This is a genomic window from Psychrobacillus vulpis (assembly GCF_006861825.1).
Taxonomy (GTDB): domain Bacteria; phylum Bacillota; class Bacilli; order Bacillales_A; family Planococcaceae; genus Psychrobacillus; species Psychrobacillus vulpis.
The window spans coordinates 12,885-34,740 of the sequence record NZ_VDGI01000020.1; the positions used below are offsets into that span (position 1 = coordinate 12,885).

The 21,856-nt window shown below is 35.2% G+C and carries 16 protein-coding genes and 1 other annotated feature; of the genes, 7 read left to right on the forward strand and 9 right to left on the reverse strand.

Annotation, left to right across the window (positions count from 1 at the left end; all coding sequences use genetic code 11):
* Positions 1-31: 31 nt before the first annotated feature.
* Entirely contained in the window at positions 32-2,170 is a 2,139-nt protein-coding gene (gene pilM / locus FG384_RS15870; RefSeq protein WP_142643689.1) for a pilus assembly protein PilM, read from the reverse strand.
* 165 nt (positions 2,171-2,335) lie between these two features.
* On the opposite strand from pilM, the gene FG384_RS15875 reads away from it, so the two are divergent.
* A complete protein-coding gene (locus FG384_RS15875; protein WP_142643690.1) occupies positions 2,336-3,421 on the forward strand; it encodes a bifunctional 3-deoxy-7-phosphoheptulonate synthase/chorismate mutase in 1,086 nt (361 codons plus the stop codon).
* Between the two features lie 150 nt (positions 3,422-3,571).
* Positions 3,572-4,570, forward strand: a complete 999-nt coding sequence (gene ccpA / locus FG384_RS15880) for a catabolite control protein A (protein WP_142643691.1) — start codon at positions 3,572-3,574, stop codon at positions 4,568-4,570.
* Between the two features lie 906 nt (positions 4,571-5,476).
* On the opposite strand, the gene FG384_RS15885 is transcribed toward ccpA, so the two are convergent.
* From FG384_RS15885 to FG384_RS15895, 3 genes are read right to left on the reverse strand one after another with little or no spacing between them, the layout of a single operon-like run.
* Positions 5,477-6,649, reverse strand: a complete 1,173-nt coding sequence (locus FG384_RS15885; protein ID WP_142643692.1) for an acetoin utilization protein AcuC — start codon at positions 6,647-6,649, stop codon at positions 5,477-5,479.
* The gene (locus tag FG384_RS15890; RefSeq protein WP_142643693.1) at positions 6,646-7,293 is read right to left on the reverse strand and encodes an acetoin utilization AcuB family protein; all 648 of its coding nucleotides are present in this window, start codon (positions 7,291-7,293) and stop codon (positions 6,646-6,648) included. The genes FG384_RS15885 and FG384_RS15890 overlap by 4 nt, the downstream gene beginning before the upstream one ends.
* A 54-nt stretch (positions 7,294-7,347) precedes the next feature.
* Positions 7,348-7,980 (reverse strand): GNAT family N-acetyltransferase, encoded by a 633-nt coding sequence (locus FG384_RS15895; RefSeq protein ID WP_142643694.1) that lies wholly within the window; start codon positions 7,978-7,980, stop codon positions 7,348-7,350.
* A gap of 173 nt (positions 7,981-8,153) precedes the next feature.
* Between FG384_RS15895 and acsA the strand changes: the two genes are divergently transcribed.
* On the forward strand, positions 8,154-9,872 hold the full coding sequence (acsA, locus tag FG384_RS15900) for an acetate--CoA ligase (RefSeq protein ID WP_142643695.1): 1,719 nt from the start codon (positions 8,154-8,156) through the stop codon (positions 9,870-9,872).
* A 53-nt stretch (positions 9,873-9,925) separates the two neighbouring features.
* On the opposite strand, the gene FG384_RS15905 is transcribed toward acsA, so the two are convergent.
* Positions 9,926-12,808: a transglycosylase domain-containing protein gene (locus FG384_RS15905; protein WP_142643696.1), complete on the reverse strand. Its 2,883-nt coding sequence runs from the start codon at positions 12,806-12,808 to the stop codon at positions 9,926-9,928.
* Between the two features lie 100 nt (positions 12,809-12,908).
* Positions 12,909-13,103 (forward strand) — a binding site (T-box leader).
* A gap of 110 nt (positions 13,104-13,213) precedes the next feature.
* On the opposite strand from FG384_RS15905, the gene tyrS reads away from it, so the two are divergent.
* Complete coding sequence (tyrS, locus tag FG384_RS15910) at positions 13,214-14,479, forward strand: tyrosine--tRNA ligase (RefSeq protein ID WP_142643697.1); 1,266 nt, start codon at positions 13,214-13,216, stop codon at positions 14,477-14,479.
* Positions 14,480-15,322: 843 nt separating this feature from the next.
* Here the strand turns inward: tyrS and FG384_RS19875 are convergent.
* Entirely contained in the window at positions 15,323-15,487 is a 165-nt protein-coding gene (locus FG384_RS19875) for a hypothetical protein (protein ID WP_166462459.1), read from the reverse strand.
* A 220-nt stretch (positions 15,488-15,707) separates the two neighbouring features.
* On the opposite strand from FG384_RS19875, the gene FG384_RS15915 reads away from it, so the two are divergent.
* The 3 genes from FG384_RS15915 to FG384_RS15925 all read left to right on the forward strand — a co-directional run bounded on the left by FG384_RS15915 (position 15,708) and on the right by FG384_RS15925 (position 17,480).
* Positions 15,708-15,956, forward strand: coding sequence for a DUF3006 family protein (locus FG384_RS15915; RefSeq protein ID WP_166462460.1), 249 nt, complete (start codon positions 15,708-15,710; stop codon positions 15,954-15,956).
* Positions 15,957-16,204: 248 nt separating this feature from the next.
* On the forward strand, positions 16,205-17,023 hold the full coding sequence (locus FG384_RS15920) for an alpha/beta fold hydrolase (protein ID WP_142643699.1): 819 nt from the start codon (positions 16,205-16,207) through the stop codon (positions 17,021-17,023).
* Positions 17,024-17,096: 73 nt separating this feature from the next.
* On the forward strand, positions 17,097-17,480 hold the full coding sequence (locus tag FG384_RS15925; RefSeq protein WP_166462461.1) for a VOC family protein: 384 nt from the start codon (positions 17,097-17,099) through the stop codon (positions 17,478-17,480).
* A 72-nt stretch (positions 17,481-17,552) separates the two neighbouring features.
* On the opposite strand, the gene FG384_RS15930 is transcribed toward FG384_RS15925, so the two are convergent.
* The 3 genes from FG384_RS15930 to FG384_RS15940 all read right to left on the reverse strand — a co-directional run bounded on the left by FG384_RS15930 (position 17,553) and on the right by FG384_RS15940 (position 21,854).
* A complete protein-coding gene (locus FG384_RS15930; protein WP_142643701.1) occupies positions 17,553-18,422 on the reverse strand; it encodes a cation diffusion facilitator family transporter in 870 nt (289 codons plus the stop codon).
* Between the two features lie 308 nt (positions 18,423-18,730).
* Positions 18,731-19,828 carry a GerAB/ArcD/ProY family transporter gene (locus FG384_RS15935; RefSeq protein WP_142643702.1) on the reverse strand — a complete coding sequence of 366 codons (1,098 nt, stop codon included), beginning with the start codon at positions 19,826-19,828 and terminating at the stop codon, positions 18,731-18,733.
* Between the two features lie 1,249 nt (positions 19,829-21,077).
* Positions 21,078-21,854: an IclR family transcriptional regulator gene (locus tag FG384_RS15940; RefSeq protein ID WP_142643703.1), complete on the reverse strand. Its 777-nt coding sequence runs from the start codon at positions 21,852-21,854 to the stop codon at positions 21,078-21,080.
* Positions 21,855-21,856: the final 2 nt, after the last annotated feature.

Here is a 21,856-nt window from a genome sequence, read left to right on the forward strand (position 1 = left end):
AAAGAGTTGGGGCTTCCCCAACTCTTTTTTATTATGAATTAAAAACTATTTCAAGATAATCGCCGCCGAAAATTTCTTCGTCAAAGCCTGATGTTTGTCCATTTTTTAATATTTGGAATGATCCAGCATTATTAGGCAAAGTCCAATCGGAAAAACGAAATACATCTTGGAATATCCAAGGTGAATCATTTACTTCATGCCATTGAAGTATGGATCCATTAGAGACTTTCTCTTCAGGTGAAAGAGAATGTTCTCCTTTAGAAACGATAGCGCACTCTCTATATAATTCAACTTCGTTTTGCTGGAAAAATACTTTAATCCGATCGATAAGTTTTCTATCTAATTGATCTGCAATTTGCTGCAAGGATGGTGCATTTGCAATATTAAATTGTAAAACGTCATTATCTTGTACAGGATATTGAAGTTTCACTGGAATCTCATTTAACAATAATGAAGAGGTAAACTCCGGAATAAAATGATTTTTATCTTTTATTGTAACTACAAATGGCTTCAATTCAGATAAATAACTATCTTTTTGAATTGCATAAAGTACTTGTTCCACCGTTTGTGGTGTACTAAATGTGACTTTGTCTCTCTCTTTTAAAGGAGTATCAAGAGTCACTTTTTTATCATTTACTGTAACATTTGGTTCTACAACATACATAATATCTTGGAAAGTAATCTTTTTGATAGATGCATCATCTAGTAAATCTCGTACAGTTGCTACACCTGCTCTTCCGTCTTGTCCTTCCAATAGCTTTATAGTGTCTTTATTTTTTATTAGTGTTTTAGTATTTGCGTCTTGTCCATTCAGTTGAATTGCTGCTGGTTTTCCATGCTCTCCAGGAATATAAATATCTATACCATTTACTTGTACAGAAAGTGCTGCTCCCGGTCTTCCATATAGTTTTCGAGCAGAAATATTTGCAGCAAGCAAGGCGTCACCGACAGTCATTTCTTTTAATTCAAAAAGTCGAACGATTTGATTGTTTACTTCAACAGACATATATTGAATCGGCGCTCGTTTTGCAGCAATTGCAATTCCAATCGGTGTAACAAGTTCGGGAGATATTGGAATATGTTCTTCTTTTGTTAAATTTTGAATAGCATCAATACCACGAACGGCTACCCTGTTATCAGGAAGATTTAGTTTTTCTGCTAGAATTGAAGTAATAGCTGGTGTCAAACTTCCTCCTCCTACTAACATGACTGCTTTTATAGGTCGATTGTTATTTAATCGAAGAATTTCAGTTGAAATAGAGGCAGCCAATTCAAGTGTTGCTGGGCGAATAACATCAATAACTTCTTCTTTTGGTATATTTTGATCAAAACCTAAAATATCTTGAATACGGATAAAGTCTTGATAATTAAGAGCCCTCTTTGCCTCTTCAGCAAGCGGAAAATCTAATAAATAATGATCGCTTAATGCTTCTGTTATTTCATCACCAGCATTAGGAACCATTCCATAAGCCACAACTGTACCGTGATCTGTAATTGCAATATCTGAAGTTCCTGCTCCAATATCAACGAGTGCAACATTCAATCGTCGCATCGATGTTGGTATTAATACATTTATAGCTGCAATTGGTTCTAGTGTTAATGCTTCCATTTCTAAATTTGCACGCTTTAATGCAGATAACAAAGATTCCACAACAACTCTTGGCAAAAAAGTAGCAATTACTTCGATAGATGCTTCTGTACCTTGTTGGTCAACTAAACTTCCAATCTCTTCGCCATCAAGTCGATAGTATAATACACTATAACCTACACAATAATAGTGGCTTGATTGCTTTTCAATGTCTTCTTGGACTAAATTAGTTTGAGCTTTTTGAACTGCAGAAAGTTCTAAACGACTCACGTCTTCCTCTGAAAATATTGGTCTATTTTTAATATCCATTTGAACAGACGCTTTTTCTGTTTTTAATGCGCGACCAGCAGCTGCAACACTTACTTTTTCCAAAGGACCATGTTTTTCTTCTAATTGTCTTTTAATAGAAATAATAATTTCGGCAACCATTAGCACATTATGTATTTGACCATCAACCATTGCCCGTTCTTTATGTTCTTCTACTATAATATCTACAACATGAAAGGCTTGGTTGCGTTCCTCTAAAATAATTCCTACTACAGATCTTGTACCAATATCCAGTGCAAATAACTTAGATGACAAATTCTCACGTCCTTTTTTCACTATGCACTTTAGCGAGTTGAAGCGCTAAAATAAAATGCGTGACATTCTTCCATGCATTGATTATAATATGTCTAATACCTTAAAATGTATCATAATTTTCAGTCGATAGAAAGTATCGGTAGGGAAAAGAGAGGAGAAATATCTATGAGTCATGTAGATTTAGAGGCGTTACGCGCACGTGTAGATGAAATCAACGTAGAAATTTTACAGTTGATCAATGAAAGAGCTGGAGTTGTTCAAGAAATAGGTAGAGTGAAAGAAAAGCAAGGTGTGAATAGATATGATCCTCTTCGTGAAAGACATATGCTAGATCATTTAAAAGAAAATAATTCTGGTCCACTACCACAGTCGACAGTGGAGCATATTTTTAAAGAAATATTTAAAACTGCATTAGAGCTGCAAGTGGACGATCAAAAGAAAGCACTTCTTGTATCACGTAAAAAGAAATCAGAAGATACAGTTGTGGAGATAAATGGTGAAAAAATTGGAACGGGGACACCATCATTCGTATTTGGCCCATGTGCTGTAGAATCCTATACACAAGTAGCGGAAGTGGCTGCAGCAATCCAATCAAAAGGATTGAAATTAATTCGTGGTGGAGCATACAAACCACGTACATCTCCATATGATTTCCAAGGCCTAGGATTAGAAGGCTTAAAAATATTAAAACAAATTTCACAAGAATATGGCTTAGCTGTAGTATCTGAAATTGTTACTCCTAGCCATTTAGATGAGGCACTTGACTATGTAGACGTAGTACAAGTTGGTGCTCGAAATATGCAAAACTTTGAATTACTAAAAGCTGTAGGATCTATTAATAAACCAGTGTTATTAAAAAGAGGAATCGCAGCAACGTTAGATGAATTTATTCATGCGGCAGAATACATCATGTCACAAGGTAATGATCAAATAATTCTATGTGAGCGTGGAATTCGTACGTATGAAAGAGCTACTAGAAATACATTAGATATTTCAGCAGTTCCGATTTTAAAGCAAGAAACGCATCTACCAGTATTTGTTGATGTAACTCACTCAACAGGACGTAGAGATATATTATTACCTGCTGCGAAAGCTGCAATCGCTATTGGAGCAGATGGAGTAATGGCTGAAGTTCATCCAGATCCTGCAGTAGCGTTATCGGATGCGGCTCAACAAATGAATTTACAACAATTCGATGAGTTCTACAATTCTTTACAAAAATTCATGAAAACACATGAAGTTCACGCATAATTAGTAAAAGATGATTCCGTTTGACATTAAATAATCACAAAACCGACTCTTTTTATAGAGTCGGTTTTACTATATGATTGAAAGTTAGTGTACATATCAAGTATCATTTATGTATAGTATAATTATTCCTAAAAAAAGGAGGGGAAAGCATTGACTATTACAATTTATGATGTGGCTAGGGAAGCGAATGTTTCCATGGCAACCGTTTCTCGAGTAGTAAATGGAAATCAAAATGTAAAGCCTGCAACTCGTCAAAAAGTGTTAGCAGTAATAGAGCGATTAGATTATCGACCGAATGCAGTCGCTAGAGGACTTGCAAGTAAAAAAACAAAGACCGTAGGGGTCATTATCCCAGATATATCAAATGTATTTTATGCGGAGCTTGTACGTGGAATAGAAGATATTGCAACAATGTACAGGTATAACATTATTTTAACGAACTCCGATCAACAAGAAGACAAAGAAGTGCAACTTCTTTCAACGTTATATAGTAAACAAGTAGATGGCGTTGTTATGATGAGTGATCAAGTAACGAAAGAAATGCTACATGAGATGGAAAGATCGCATGTGCCGATCGTTTTAGCTGGTACGATCGAATCTTCCAACTCATTCCCTTCTGTTAATATTGAATATGATAAAGCTGCAGTGGATGCAGTTAATCGATTGCTTCAAAATGGACATAAACGCATTGCATTTGTATCTGGTTCCATGGCTTCTGCTATTAATCAAGAGCATAAGCTATTCGGCTATGAAAAGGCTTTGGATGCAGCAAGTATAGAAATCGATTCAGATTTAATTGTTGGCGTTGAGAATACATATGACGATGGACTACTTGCTTGGGAAAAACTAAGCAAATTAGATAATCCTCCAACTGCATTCTTTGCGGATAATGATGAGATTGCAATAGGTTTAATACATGGAGCGCAAGATAATGGGTTAAGGGTACCAGAAGACATTGAAGTCATTAGTTTTGAAAACTCTAAACTAGCCCGTATGGTTAGACCACAGTTAACAAGTGTTGTATTGCCTTTATATGATATAGGAGCAGTATCTATGCGACTGTTAACTAAGTACATGAATAAAGAAAAAATTGATGAGCATACAGTCATTCTTCCTTATCGAATTGAAGAAAGAGACTCCGTAAAGTAATATCAAGGGTACTGAAAGACTGTCTATTTTTAAAGTTAATACAATTTGACGTTGCTAGATGAGGTTGTCATTCCAATAAATAAGAAAATCGTTGAAACGGCTCCCTTTCCGCCGGCATTGCCTCAGCCTCCTCGCTGCGCTGCGGGGTCTTCGGCTAATGCTAATCCCGCAGGAGTGTCGCCTTGTTCAACGATTTATTAGAAATAAAAAGTAAAGTGTGGAATAGTTGTAAAGTTCCTACTCTACTTTTTTAATTTTATACAATACCATCGGGCACTGAAAAACTCGAATTAGATTTTTTTAGGAACTATTTGCTTTATTTGATTTAAGAGAATTTAGCGCGACGCATGAGACTCCTGTGGGAAAGCGAGACAGACAAGACCCCGCACGAAGTGGAGGAGGGCACTGAAAAACTCGAATTAGTATTTTTGTAGGAACTATTTGCTGTATATTTATTTAAGAGAATTTAGCGCGACGCATGAGACTCCTGCGGGAAAGCGAGACAGACGAGACCCCGCACGAAGCAGAGCGAAGGAGGAGGCTCGTAGCTCGCCCGCGGAAAGCGAATGCCAAAGCGCAAAATTCTCTTAGGACTATTTGATAGATTATTTATTCTAATGACACTTTTTCAGTGCCCTCAAGTGGAGCGAAGGAGGAGGCTCGTCGCTCGCCCGCGGAAAGCGAATGCGAAAGCGATAAATTCTCTTAGCGGCTATTTGATAGAAAATTTATTAGAATGACACTTTAAATGCACTTTTGCATCTCAAGTATCCTATTTATAAATAAAAAGAGTATCGACTTTTTCAGTGCCCTCGTTATAACAACTAATAAGTATTAACCTTTAAATGAATTTGAAATCTTTTTATGCTTATAAAAATGTAAAAATCACCAGTAGTATTTTTTACTCTACTGGTGATTTTTATATGATTGCTGACTACGAAGTAAATATAATGCTTTTTCAAGCATTTGTTTGTTTTTCTCGGTTATTTCTGCCTTACGGGGTATTGGCTCATACAGAGGGTTAGGATCCATCCAAGTAGGAATTAGTGGCACAGGAGACTCCTTAGACCATCGATTAATCCATGTTTTCGGTAATTCGCCTTTAGGAGTTTTGAAATCGTTCATTTCCATCCAAAGCAATGACCAAGCACGAGGTACTACTCTCCAAATATCATATCCACCACCGCCTACTGCAATCCATCTTCCACCACAGTATGTATGAGCAAGCTCATGCGCAAGCTTAGGAATTTCTTGATAAATCTTCATTGTTCCATATAAATGGGTTAGTGGGTCAAAATAATGAGCATCTGCTCCATTTTGGCTGATAATGACGTCTGGCTTGAAGGATTCTACTATCTCACTAAAAGCAGTACGGTATACTTCCAAAAATGAGTCGTCCTCTGTAAATGCATCCACTGGAAAGTTAAAAGAAGTTCCATATCCCTCTCCTGAACCTCTTTCCGTAATATTACCTGTTCCAGGGAAGAGATACCTACCCGTTTCGTGTATAGAAATAGTGCATACATTCGGATCATCATAAAAACTCCATTGCACACCATCTCCATGATGCGCATCTGTATCTATGTATAGAACACGAGCATTATATTTCTGCTGCATGTATTTTATAGCAACAGAGCTATCATTATAGACACAGAAACCAGAAGCACGTCCTTTAAATCCGTGATGTAATCCGCCACCTAAATTGACTGCATGTTGTGACTTTCCTTCCATTACGTATTCTACCGCTGTGAGCGTTCCACCTACAAGACCTGCGCTAGCTTCATGCATATGTGGGAAAATAGGGGTATCTTCTGTTCCAATACCATAATTCTCATATATCTGTGATTCGCTAGTTTCTAAACTTGCTTTTTTCACAATTTCTACATACTGGGGGTCGTGTACTAAACATAGTTCTTCATCCGTTGCTTTTCTTGGTGCTACAACATCCGATAAAGATAGTGCATTCATTTCGTTTAATAAGTCGACAGTTAATGTTAGTCTTTTCTGATTGAACGGGTGCGTATCCGAAAATTTATAACCTAACTGATCATCGGAAAAGATAAATACTGCATTTTTCATATATCTTTTCCTGGATGATTAGGCCATAGCACTTCGTACCCTTCAGCTCTAACCGCTTCTATAAGTTTCAGCGGATTCATTGTTTTTACTCGCAATACTAATACTTTGTAATCACTATGCACTTTATCTGGATACACAAGAACACTTAATACATTTACCTTTTCTTCATAAAAAACTTTAGATACTTCAAATAGTACTCCAGGCTTGTTAGGTACACGAACTTCGATTTGTGAACCTGGCTGATGAACGCCCGTTAGTTCGATAAATTTATACAATAAATCGGACTCCGTAATCATACCAACAAGTTTCCCTTTACTTACAATCGGTAGGCATCCGATTCTATATTCATAAAAGATATTAGCGGTTTCTTCTACGAAATCTAATGGATGACCTGTAATCGGATTTTTTGTCATTATTTCTTCTAATGGTCGCTCAAATATTTCAGGCGTTTGAGAGTTTATTAGTGATGAAGGGGTTGCTCCTTTTAAATCGCGATCTGTAACTACTCCAACAAGTTCTCTATGATTATTAATGATAGGTAAGTGACGTATCTTTTTCTCTTTTAATAGTAGAAGTGCATCATTTATTGTATGTGTAGGTGTTAATGTAGGTACGGAAGTATTCATAATTTCTTCTACAATCACTTGAATGGACCCCTTTCTAAATGCCTTACTTTAGGACTTAAGGTTTTTACACAATTAGTACATAAAGCGATTCATAAACCGGAGTTGATCGAATTGCTGAATAGATTCAGCATCTACTCTGCTTCCTATTTTAGCCATTAAACAATTCGCTGGATGGGAACTAATTTCAGGCTCATCTGTAGCAAAATATTCAAGTCCACCAGCTTGCATCATCTTTTCCATTACTTTTCTGTATTCCCAAACATTTAAGCCAGTTCCTTTCAAATCCCAATGCCAATAATATTCAGTTGTGATCGTAATATAATCTTCCATTGAATCATCCATCATGGAAACTCGAAGAAGTGTTTTTCCTACTCCCGTTCCCCTGAATTTCGGAATTACTTCAATAGCGCCTAGTTCTATTAAATTTTCCATATTCCCTTGAGACCATCGTTCAAGTGGATCCGGATGAAGAAACGTACAATAGCCAACAATCGTATTTTGATCACGAACAATAATTATTCTTCCTTCAGGTAATTTAGCAATTTCGATAATTGCTTTATGTTGTTGAACGGGGGGACGGAAAGCTACTAAATCCTCATGAAATTCATATTTAGCTACTTCCTCTGATGGAATTGGACCTTCGATAACAACATAGCCATGTTTTGTTTCAAATTCTTTCGCATGATAGGTTTTGTTGTGTATCACGTATTCACCACCTTTATAAGTAATTGCAATTGAAACTATTATACATGATTTTTATACGATAAAGTTATTTCATCTTTAAATATAATGAAACATTCAAAAAAGTAAAAACATTAACAAAAATGTGAACAAATATTGTAGAATAAGAGAATATAGTTATTGAAAGGGTGAATTTTATGAAAATTGAAGTATTACCGGTTGTACAAGGCGATTATCAGTTAAAGGACTATGAAGAGACAGTAAAAAGCTTTAAATGGGAAGACGCAGAAAAAACTTTTTCGTGGTATGAAACAGGCAACATTAACATGGCTTACGAAGCAATTGATAGACATGCGGAATCCGATAAAAAAAATAAAGTAGCACTTTATTATCAAGATGCCAATCGGAAAGAATCATATACCTTTCAAGATATGAAAGCGAATAGTAATAAAGCTGCAAATGTATACAAACAATATTCTAGTTTAGAAAAAGGAGACCGACTATTTATTTTTATGCCAAGATCTCCGGAATTATATTTTGCGCTTTTAGGTGCAGTTAAATTAGGTGTCATTGTTGGTCCGCTTTTTGAAGCATTTATGGAAGGTGCCGTATATGATCGTTTACTAGATAGTGAAGCGAAAGCAATTGTTACAACACCTGAATTACTTAATAGGATTCCATTAGATAAACTACCAAGTCTAGAAACAGTATTTCTAGTAGGTGAGAATGTAGAAGAGTCAGAGAAAATGATTGATTTTAATAAAGCACTAGAAAAAGCAGCTGATGCAGTTCAAATAGAATGGGTAGATAAAGAAGATGGGTTAATTTTGCATTATACGTCAGGTTCAACAGGGAAGCCAAAAGGAATTTTACACGTGCATTATGCAATGGTTCAACAATATCAATCCATGAAATGGGTATTGGATATTAAAGATGAAGATATTTATTGGTGTACAGCAGATCCAGGTTGGGTTACTGGGACATCATATGGAATTTTTGGACCGTGGCTAGCTGGAGCTACTTCGCTTGTACTTGGAGGACGTTTCTCTCCAGATGCTTGGTATAATGCGATTGATGAGTATGGGGTGACTGTTTGGTATAGTGCTCCAACTGCATTCCGCATGTTAATGGGAGCAGGGGAGGCAGCGGTAAAAAAACATGATTTATCTTCCCTTCGACATATTCTTTCAGTTGGTGAACCATTAAACCCAGAAGTCATCAAGTGGGGGATGCAAGTGTTCCAATTACGCATACATGATACTTGGTGGATGACAGAAACAGGGGCACAAATGATATGTAACTATGGTTGTTTACCGATTAAACCTGGATCAATGGGTAAACCATTACCAGGACTGGAAGCAGCAATTATTGATAATCAAGGAAATGTTGTTCCACCATTTACAATGGGGAACTTAGCGATTAAAAAAGGTTGGCCATCCATGATGCGTCAAATTTGGAACAATAGAGAAAAATATGAGTCTACCTTTATGAATGATGAATGGTATTTCTCAGGAGATTCCGCTTATATGGATGAAGATGGGTACTTTTGGTTCCAAGGAAGAGTAGATGATGTAATTATGACTTCTGGAGAACGAGTGGGACCTTTTGAAGTGGAAAGTAAATTACTTGAACATCCAGCTATATTGGAGGCTGGAGTAATTGGAAAGCCAGACCCAGTAAGAGGAGAAATAATAAAAGCATTTATTGCATTAAATGAAGGATATGAGCCTTCAGATGAATTAATTGCAGATATTCAGCAATTTGTTAAAAATGGTTTTGCAGCGCATGCCGCACCAAAAGAAATTGAATTTAAAGATAAATTACCTAAAACAAGAAGCGGTAAAATAATGCGTCGAGTATTGAAAGCTTGGGAATTGAAATTACCAACAGGAGACCTGTCCACAATGGAAGATTAATAAAAGCCACAGTGATCAAGTATATCCGATCACTGTGGCTTTTGCATTTAAAACTAATCTTCGTCGTCAGTTGGAGTTTCTTCATTTTCAGTAGGAGGAGTTGTTCCACTATCTCCATCATTGCCCGGTGTAGTAGGCGGTGTTACTTGTTCTGGAGGTGGTTCTGGCTTGTCCTCTTCAATAGAAACGACATTAGAAGCACCTGATTGTAATCCAGTAATATCAACCGCTACGACAATATATTTACCATTTCCATTGATAGCAAAACTTTTATCATCTGCTTCTAGCTTAGAGGAAACGAGCACTCTTTCGCCGTTTACGACTTGATATATTCGATAACCAACAACATCAGTGGACTCTGAATTAGTCCATGTTACCGTTTTTCCAGATAAGGAAGCTTTTACAGTAGATGGAGGACTACCATCTGCTTTATATACCTCTTCAGACACAACATTCCCAGCAAAAGTAGAGTCTTCAGGGAATAGCTTACTCGCATCTCCTCCAAATTTACCAAGCATCCGTTTGATAAAGTCTTCGTTTACTCCGTATCCTCCTTTTACAACGAATTCACTAGGAGTAGAGTCTAGAGAACGATATTTATTTCCATTAATCACAACATAAGATGAAGTTATTAAACTATCATCTGGTGCTGTAGGTAACATTGCAGCGGCATTAAACAAATCTGATTTGACTAGTCCAGCTTGTGCACATGCATCGGATGCTGCAAGTCCTGAAATACCACAGAAAGATCTTGTTACAACATTTTTTGGGATGGCAAATGGATTTGGTGCATCTACTAGCTCTGGATTCACATCATACATTGCATTCATCATATTGGACCAAAGCATATTAATGCGGACACTTGGATGGTTGTATCGATTATTCATATAAAATAATGTTTCATTGTAATCATATCCAAGCCACACACCAAGGGAAACGTTTGGATTATATCCAACAAGCCAAGAGTCATTATGATTTTGCGTTGTCCCAGTTTTACCAGCAAAATCGGATTGAAATTTTAATCTTGAATTTGCAACTGATGCAGTCCCTTCAGACAATACGTCTCGAAGCATATCTGTAATGATATATGCAGTTGCAGGACTGAAAACTTCAACAGGTTCAATTTTATGTTGATAGATGACATTGCCATCGACATCTTCAATTTTTTCAATCATATATGCATCAATAAATTGACCGTTGTTCGCAAAAGTTCCGAAAGCATTCGTGTTTTCTTCCACAGTTGCACCGTTTGTCATACCACCAATAGATAATGCATGATTTGCATATTCAGCATCTTCAATATGTTCGAAGCCCATTTTCTTCAAAAACTCTGTAGGTTTTCTATCCATGATTAAATCATATAGACGAATAGTCGATAAGTTCTGTGAAGTTTTTAAAGCGTCACGAGCTGAAATGATGCCCTTTTCTTGATTTTTTGTATAGTTTTGTGGAGATTGCGTCCAAGTTGTACTTCCGAGATTTTCAAGTTTCACATCGATTACAGGACTTCCAGCACCAATTACTCCATATTCAATAGCAGGTGCATATACTAATAAAGGCTTCATAGTAGAACCTATTGGACGAACGGCTTGGGTTGCATGATTTAATTGTTCTAAATTATAATCACGACCTCCAAGGAACGATAAAATTCTACCTGTCCCATTTTCAATAAGCATACTTCCTACTTGGACAGGATAATCTTGAGCAATGGTTTCTCCTGTATTTGGATCTTTCACTTCTTTTGTGAATGTATGTCCATAAGAATCAAACTGATCTTTGACTTTAATCATGGCTTCATACATGTCTTTATTAATAGTAGTGTGAATTCTATAACCGCCAGTACTTACTGCACGTGCTGCTATAATATCATATTTATCATAGAGCTTTGATTCCGTTTTTAATCTCTCAGGGTCTATCCCATCTGCTGTAGCAAACTGTTCTCTTAGAATTCCTTTAACACGGTTTTCAATTTCAAACGTTAGCCATGGATATTTTTCTTCTGGAATTATTTCTGGCTCTCTGAAATCTTGTGTAATATCATAATCTTTAGCAGACTCATATTCTTCATTTGTAATATAGCCTGTCTCTTTCATACGGAATAAAACCGTCTTCATTCTTTCAATACCTGGTTGTAATGCTTCTCCCTCTTTTTTAACTCCGCCTTTTCTAAATGGCGTATAAGCAAAAGGTGCTTGAGGAATCCCAGCAATATAAGCTGCTTGTGGTAATGTAAGATCCTTTGCCTTTACATTAAAAATTCCTTGAGCTGCAGTTTCGATTCCAGCAATATTTCTTCCATTTGAATTTCGTCCATAAGGAATGATGTTCAAATAGGCTTCTAATATTTCATCCTTCGTCATGAATTTTTCTAGTCTCATAGCCAAAAGGATTTCTTTTGCTTTTCGTTCATAAGATACTTCGTTTGTTAGTATTTGGTTTTTTATTAATTGTTGTGTTAACGTACTTCCACCAGTTTGTGTATCAGAGTTTGTGACATCCTGAAGAAGGCCACGGAAAATTGCTTTTGGAACTATCCCATCATGCATTTCAAAATATTCATCTTCAGTTGCTAATACAGCATCTATTACATACGGAGAAACAGCAGATAGCTTCGTCTCAGTACGTTCGAGGTCCGTGCGTAATTTACCTAAATAGACATCACCAGCAAAATATATCTCGGACGTTTCTTCATAGTTAAATACTGCATCTCGCATTTCTTGTTTCTCACGTAATGGTTCTTCTTTAACAAGAGATGCAAAATATCCAGCTCCAACAGAAGCAGCAAAGATTCCAAATGCAGTACCTATAATAACGAATAGTATACTCAAGTTCCATATCACACTAGATGATATTCGTAGTCCTTTTGCCCATTTAGTAGATTGCCATTCATCAAATTTATCTTTGTAAAGTTGGATTTTCTCCATCCATTTATTCATTAATCGTTCGACCCCCAAATCAAGAATTATTATACCATAATCGATTATCAATAGACGATAGTTATTGACATACGATTTAGATTAGGTAAAATAGGTATATATTTTAACGAGGAAAAGTCCGAAGTAGTTGTTGTGCATACTGTTTAGAGAGCTAGCGGTTGGTGAAAGCTAGTCAGTGTACAGGGATGAATTACAGGCTTGGAGTTAGACGTTTTCACAACGATATCGTGATTCGAGCGGAAGGTTATTCCTTCAAGCTGGGTGGTACCGCGCTAATTGTCTAAGCGTCCCTGCATGATTTATTTCATGCAGGGACTTTTTTTATTTAGTTTCGAGCCAGCCCCAGCAAGTTGGCCCAGTGGGCTGACATAAGTGCTAGCGCATACATTAAAGGAGGAGATTGAAATGACAAACGCTTTACTAGAGGATTTAACTTGGAGAGGGCTTATCTACCAACAAACAGATGCAGAAGGATTACAAGAATTATTAGATAGTGAAAAAATTTCTTTATATTGTGGAGTAGATCCAACTGCAGATAGTATGCATATTGGGCATATTGTGCCATTATTAACGCTTCGCCGTTTCCAACTTCATGGACATCGTCCAATTCTGTTAGTTGGAGGAGCAACGGGGATGGTTGGAGATCCTTCTGGACGTTCTGAAGAGCGAGTACTTCAAACTACTGAGCAAATAGATAAAAATGTAAGTGGCATCAAAACGCAAATGGAGCGCATTTTTGACTTTAATACGGAAAATGGTGCAAAGATGGTTAATAACCATGATTGGATCGGACCAATGTCTGTTATTGAGTTTTTACGTGACTTTGGTAAGCTTATTAATATTAATTACATGTTAGGGAAAGATTCGATTGCATCTCGATTAGATTCTGGCCTTTCCTTTACAGAGTTTGCATACACATTAATTCAAGGTATTGACTTCAACCATTTATTCAATACTTACAACTGTAAAGTACAAGTTGGTGGTTCTGACCAGTGGGGAAATATAACAACAGGTCTTGAAATGATTCGTAAAACACATGAGGAAGAGACTAAAGCTTTTGGAATAACTATACCATTAGTAACAAAGGCAGATGGAACGAAATTTGGGAAATCCGCATCCGGATCAGTTTGGTTAGATGCGAAAAAGACTTCTCCATACGAGTTTTATCAATTCTGGATTAACACAGCAGATGCAGATGTTATTAAATATATGAAAATTTTCACTTTCTTGGATCGTAGTGAGATTGAGGCATTCCAAGAAACAATAGAAAATGAGCCGCACTTACGCAAAGGTCAAATTGCACTTGCCGAGGAAATGACTCGATTAATTCACGGTCAAGAAGCTTTGGAACAAGCTGTTCGTATTTCTCAAGCATTATTTAGTGGAAATCTAAAAGAATTAACAGCTGGAGAAATGAAAGAGGCTTTTAAAGATGTTCCTTCCGTTGAAATGTCAAAAGAAGAAAAAAGCATCGTGGACTTTATTGTTGAAGCTGGTGTCTCTCCTTCGAAAAGACAGGCACGTGAAGATGTGACAAATGGTGCTATTTCCGTAAATGGTGAGAAAATAACGGATGTTGCATACGTAGTTGGTGAATCAGATCGATTAGAAGACGAATTTATGATTATACGTCGAGGGAAAAAGAACTATAAAATGATTCAATTTGTATAATATTAAAGCTACTTCCTAACAAAAAGGAAGTAGCTTTTTAAAAAGATAAGAAAGTATATAAAATTGATGTAATATGAAACTGGTGTTTATAGTACTTTTACTAGGAATAGTAAAGATTATAAGGGCACTGAAAAGACCCTATAATTCTACTTTTCAAAAGGGTTGTCCAATAGTCCAATTAATAAGAAAATCGTTGAAACGTCTCCCTTTCCGAAGGGCGTTGCCTCAGCCTCCTCGCTTCGAGGGCACTGAAAAAGTGTCATTCATATAAATTATCTATCAAATAGTCCTAAGAGAATTTAGCGCTTTGGCATTCGCTTTCCGCGGGCGAGCGACGAGCCTCCTCCTACGCTTCGCTTCGTGCGGGGTCTCGTCTGTCTCGCTTTCCCGCAGGAGTCTCATGCGTCGCGCTAAATTCTTTAAATGATATACAGTAAATAGTTCTTATAAAAGTAGTACTAATTTCAAGTTTTTCACTGCCATCGTTTTTGTTCATATGTTTTCGACATTAATACTTGAAAAAAATAGGCAGCATTTCTAAATTGAGAAGCGAAGAGCGCCCGAAATTGTATCTTCGGGCGCTGCTCTCCAGGTAGATAGAATGTATTTCTTTCATTAACCTAAAGCAAAAGCCACCTGACTCCAATCGTTTCAAGCGGGTGACGGACAAACGACTGCCATAGGATTACCGAAAAATAGGGACAGGAAGTGGTTGCCACTTCCTGTCCCTATTAAAGCATATCCCGTAATAATATGGCCGACATGCTGTCCAAAGCACGCTAAAAGCGATGAAGACAAGATACACTTAAAGGGCGCTTGCGCTTTCTTTTCCTATTGGAAGAGCTAGTTAGCTCCTCCTCTTTCGTCCACATGATGATTATGTTGTCCATCTTTTACACGAAGTTCTTTCTTCTCGACATCGGTTAATTTTTGTGGGTCATTAAACTTCTCACTAACACCTTTAGAATTACTTGCGTTATGAGCAGAAGAATTCATATTATTTTTCAACTTTGTTTCCTCCTAATTTTGTTTTTTCAATTCGTAGTATTTACTTAGAATGGTGAAATAGTCATGAACTTATTAAAAAAATTAAATATTTCTCAAATTAGATGAAAAATGAGTAAGAAATAGTATAGAATAATAAAGATAAACTAAAATCCAACAATTCATGTTTAAAAATATATGATACAAACTTTTATTAATTAATATGGTCAAGGGGCTGTTCGTAGTGAATTCAACTAAATATGTATTAGATCGATTTGATGACTTTTTTGTTGTGCTTTTTGAAAAGGATAATAAAGCAAACAAACTAGTCATTTTAAAAGATAAATTTACGATAGATGCAAAAGAAGGGGACTTGTTAGAAGTTCAAGTAAATCAAAATAAATCTGGATATGATTTTAAATTATTGAAAGACGAAACAGATGTTACAAGACAAAGATTACTCGACTTAATCGAAAGTATGAATAAAGAATAAAGATAGTATGGAGAATTCTATTTATAATTCGCCTTGATAATAGTTCATGTTATCAAGGCTTGAGCGCATCTTTTTATCCTCCAATATTCCTTTTTTAGACTGCTTCATAAGTTCAAAAATCCTCCATTATTAAGTCATTCTCGAATTTATTTCTAGACCAATAATCCGAATCCATCACTAAATAATCTTATGAAGGGTTCTCTTCTTTTTTGTCGAATAACAAATGATAAAGAGAGGAGATTATTTTTGTGAATTGTTTAGTGACAAAGGGGAGCATCCATTATAAAGTTTTTGGAACAGGACACCCTATTTTAATTTTACATTCGATGGGAACTGATTTCCGATCTATGTCATCATGGATTGAACCTATTTTTGAAAACGTTCCAGGATTTCAACGAATTTATATAGATTTACCTGCTCATGGTGAAAGTGATATTAATGAAAGTTTTAACTCTTCTGATGATATGCTTTTGAACATATTAGATTTTATTGACAAAACGATTACAAATCAAATGTTTTCACTCATAGGGTTTTCATATGGGGGATACTTAGCTCAAGGTATTTTGCATTCTAAAAAGTCAAGTATACGAAGTATTTGTTTACTTGCTACATCACTTCATCTTAAGGAAAGAAAACTTCCACAAAAGATTGTAATTAATAAGAATGAAGCCTTGTTAAGTGGATTGGAGCATGATATAAAAATTGCAATTGAAACACTAATGAATTATCAAGATGAAGAGCATATTAAATGTTTTTTAAGCGAAATTCAGCCTGGGCGAGTATTAGCTAATAAGAATTTTTTACTTTCAAATTGGAGAGAAAATGGATATTCTCTTTCGGAAGAACCATTCCATAATGTTAAAGAAATTTCTCAGACCGCTCTAATTATTTTGGGGAAACAAGACGCAATTTGTGGTTATGAAGATCATTTTTTTCTACTTAAAAAATTTTCAAAAGCAACATTTGCAATTCTAGATCATGCTGGTCACATGCTTCAAATCGAAAAACGTGAATTAGTGCAAAGTTTAATGAAGGATTGGTTAACAAGAACAATTCAATCAACTTAAAAAAGGATATTTATTTTACAATAGAGAAATAATATGTTAGTTACTATTATTTTTCTTAATGAGGGGAATGAGGATGATAGAAGCTTCCGTACACAATAAAATCATTAATGGGAAGGTAGTCCTTTGGCATTATGTGGAGGATTTATCTAATGCGGTTGAATGGTACTCCAATATTTTAGGTATGAAGCCGACAAGTAATATTGATGTTGCTTATTTTTTTAACATTAATGAAAATACAAAGTTGGCAATTAGTAATCGCTTTAAGGTAAGTGAAAGTCTACCGAAAAGCGCTACTTTAGACTTGCAAAGTGATGATATATTTGAAACACACCGAATACTAAAGGAAAAAGGTGTTCAAGTAGAAAAAATAGAAAACCCTATATTTAACTATCATGAGTTCTATTTTAGCGATTTGGAAAATAATCAAATTCGAGTACATGGTTTTGTGAAAGAATAAACAATTACTCTGTTTCAAAGCGACCTTCTCTTAAAAGAGTCGGTCGCATTTTTTGAATGAATAATCTTATTCTTAGTTTGGTTCTACGTGAACGTGTACATCATAAACACCATATTTATCAATCATGACGTTCTCAACAAGTGTTGCTATATCATGGGCTTCTCTAACATCTAGTGTAGAGTTAACAAGTAAAACAACATCAATCACTTCATTATTGCCATAGTTTCTTCCTTTAATTTCTTTTATTCCTTTAACACCTTCAATATTGATAATGATATTACGATACATCTCTATTTTATCTACATCAAATCCATCTGATAGTTCATGTGATGCTTCTTTAAATATATCCCAAGCAGTTTTACATATTAATAGTCCAACGACGATTGCTGTTAAAGTATCGAGCCAAGGCATATTTAGTTGAGAACCGAATATACCTACTGCTGTTCCTATACTTACCCATGCGTCTGAAATATTGTCTTTGGCGGCTGCCATTACTGCTTTACTATTAATTTGTTTAGCTAATTTTTTATTATAGCGATAAACGAAATACATAATAATCGATGAAAATAGACCGACATATGCTGCGAGAATATTCGGTGTTTCTTTTCCTCCTTGAAAGATGGAGCTAACGGCATCATTCAATACTTGAATACCAACTGCTAACATAATAAAAGAAGCAATCATTGATGCAATCGTTTCACTTTTCCAATGCCCATATCCGTGATCTTTATCAGGTGGTTTCTGTGATAGACGAAGTCCTATTAGTACTGCAATAGATGCGATTATATCTGTTGTATTATTTAGACCATCAGCCCTTAAAGCTGCTGAATCACTCATATAGCCAATCGTCAACTTTAGAATAGAAAGAAATACGTAAGCAATGATACTAATTAATGCTCCACGTTCGCCTAATTTTAAATTATTATATTTTTGGTTTTCCATCTCGATTCCTCCAACAAAACTTGAACAGGTTACAAAATAAGTCCATAAAGCATAAAAATTTCATAATGCTAGAACTCTTTCCTGAGAGAAACAAAAAACCTCGACTGATTTTCAGTCGAGGTTTGTATATTTTTTAAAATATTCCATTTTTAATAATAGTTGATTCATATTTATCACTCTCAAGTTTTAGTTATCTTTCTATTTTAGCATGTATCTGCTGAATTTGTAATGGGGTAATAAGAAATAATAAAAAGTATTACCGGCTCAGCATGCAGGACGGGCTTTTTATTCTTGTAAAATAGCTTCTTTTACTTTTGACTGAATAATGTTCGAATTTTATTCACTACTAACAATAGTATGGGAAGAAAAACTCCAAAGATAATGGCAAGAGAAGGCCAAGTTTCCTTGTTATATAAAGCAGATTGTATTACGTTTGGATGAGCTATTAGTGATATTCCAACTAATATCAATCCTAGCGGTAAAATAAGAGAACGATAATCTTTAAGGTTGAGTATTTGTGCCAAGCCTACTACAGATGCATAAAAATAGACCGTAACTCTAATATAAATAGTAATAATCCATAAAAAAGCCATAATAACTTCGATTCTCTTTAAAAAATTTCCTATATTTATTCTCTTTGCTAACTCATAACTAGGGTATCTCTCGCGTGAAGTAGAATCAGCGCCTAGAACCAAAATAGATAAAGTAATTATCGTTATTAAGACAATTCCCCCCATTATGGTGCCTAAATAAAATGCTTTATGTGGACCCTTCTGTTCGTTAATGGAAACAGGGTAAAGCATTAGTAAAATAATCATAGGAAAAGAAAAACCGCTAATAAAAAACAAAGTACTGAATATTAAAGATTTTGCTTTGACTTCAAATAGAGGCTGTATATTTTTAAAATCTATTTGAGGTGAAATAAAAATGACGAAAATAATAAACAAAAGAACAAAGAAAAGAAATAGAATTTCTGTGGAACGAATAAAAGTTTCTAACCCTAAGTAACACCCATAGACGATAATGAGGGCAAAAAGTATATTAAATGCAACTGCAGGTGTTTGTGGCATAATTTCAGATCGCATAAAATTTTCAACAAAATATAATAACTCAGATGCGGATAAAAAGGTAAATAATACAAAAAATACTGACACAGTCTTTCCAATCCATTTTCCTAATATCTTCTCATTAATTTCTACTAAAGACATGTTTGGGGCAATATTTCCAGTGCTAATGTACAATTTCACTAGTAATAAACTTATTACCACTCCTATGGTTGCAGTCATCCAAGCTCCTTGTTTAACATCTGCTGCAATATCTGATGGTACAACTAATATAGCTGTTCCAATAGAAAATAGAATAACTAATATTGTAAATTGACGAACACTAATGACGAACTTTCCCACAATTCTCTAGCCTCTTTTTTGGTTAAATTATTTATTAACTCACTAGAATTAAAAAAAAAAATTTCTAACTTAATGTATTGTTGATCAAATTGCTTAAAGGTTTAAGAACAAAGGTAATATATTTATAGGGACTGGTTAACTTGATATCAAAAGCAATTGCTAAACATAGACCTGTACCTAATAATAATAAAATAGAAAAGGTCCATGTCTCTCTCTTGTAATTTTTTTTCAAAAGATTTGGTACTTCAATAAAAATAATTGCCACTACTACAACTAATATTCCAATACTAATAACCAGCGGGAACTACTCCTTTACATTATGTAGAATAAAAATCTACATAAGCCCTAAATCACGTTTAATATATTTAGGGGAACTATGTAATTTATATTTAGGTAATAAATTATATAATAAGCCTTTTTATTCATACTAACCAAAGATTATGGATTTTAATCTGCTACAGTGGTGTTGAAGCATTACTTTGAAGTTGTTGATGATTCTGGAGTGAAAACTAGAGGCGTATATCTCTACTATTTTAGGGGAAAATCAAAAAAAAACTAGAAACGTTGAACTAACAACATTTCTAGAGTTTTGTTTCTTGTCGTTTATGAAGCGACGGAATTAACGAGAGTAGAACTCAAAGAACTGATTCACAAGAGAAGGGTCAATATACCGATGCTTGTTATTGGATTCAAGCTTTGAAAAATATATCATGAATATTTACTTAAAAAGAAGAGTAATCGCGACCACTTTTTATTGTAATTCCATATAAATTTATGAACAGTTCTAATGCAAAATCCTTAGTTAAAGAGGGAATATAAGATGTATTCCTTCATATTTATTGCATTGAGTGATGGGCGGCATGATGTAATAACAAAAAGCACCCTTTAAAAAGGTCCTTTTTTTGTGCAAATTATACTTACACATTACTGTACATACGCCTCTGTTACTTGTTTTGAATATCCCCAATGTTGATAATATACCTGCAGCCGGCTCCATGTAAAGCCTACCGCAAGCTGCTACGTCCTTGTCCATGAAAATGGCTCGCTTTTTCAGTCGTGAAATACAGCTGATTTTACCAATTAAATTTATTTCATATACGTAAAAAGAATTACCTCTCCAAAGGTCTAAACTTTCATTTACAGAAGCACTGACTAATTGAATAAATGGTTCATAGTCTCCAGTCGTAGATGCATGATACAGCTTAAATGAACTCCTCTATTGTAGATTTTTTAGAATACTTCTGTAAAACTAAAATGAAAATTGAGAAGGAATTTGTAAGGATATTTGATGAGAGGTTTCCACTAAAATAGATTTACAGCGCTCAAGCTCATCGCCTATTAACTGAACAGATGGTCCAAGGAGACCAATTGCAGCAATACACTTATTGTTTTTGTCTAAAATCGGTGCGCTGATACCATGAACCCCTGGATTCGTTTCTTCAAGTTCTACATGATAACCTTGTTCCAAAATCGATTGTAACTGTTTCATAATTTCATTCACATTTGATACCGTTTTTTTAGTGTGTGAAGATATCGGTAAGTTTAGTAATCGCTCACGTTGTTCTTGTTCTGCATACGCCATAAAGATTTTACCGATTACCCCGTAATTCATACTTCTTCTTTGTCCCGTATAGGAAGAGTATTTTAATCCGACAGAATTTTCACAAGTAAATACATAAATCATTGTATCGCCATCTGGCACAACCATCATTACCGTCTGTTGAGTTTTTTGCTGCATTTCAATTAATAATGGAACAGCAAGGGTTTTTAGACTTGTAATGGAATTAAGGTTGCCAGCTAAATCTAAAAGCTTTAGTCCTAAAAAATATGTCGCTGTTTCTTTGTCATATCGTATTAAACCCCTTTTTTCTAATGTGTAGAGCATGCGGTATACCGTTGTTTTAGCTAGTTTTGTATGACTGACAATCTCATCAATGGAAAGATTACTAATCTCATTGTTAAAAGATTCTAGTATATCAATTGCACGATCAATTGATCGAATGGAATTCATTTTTACGTCACGCAATT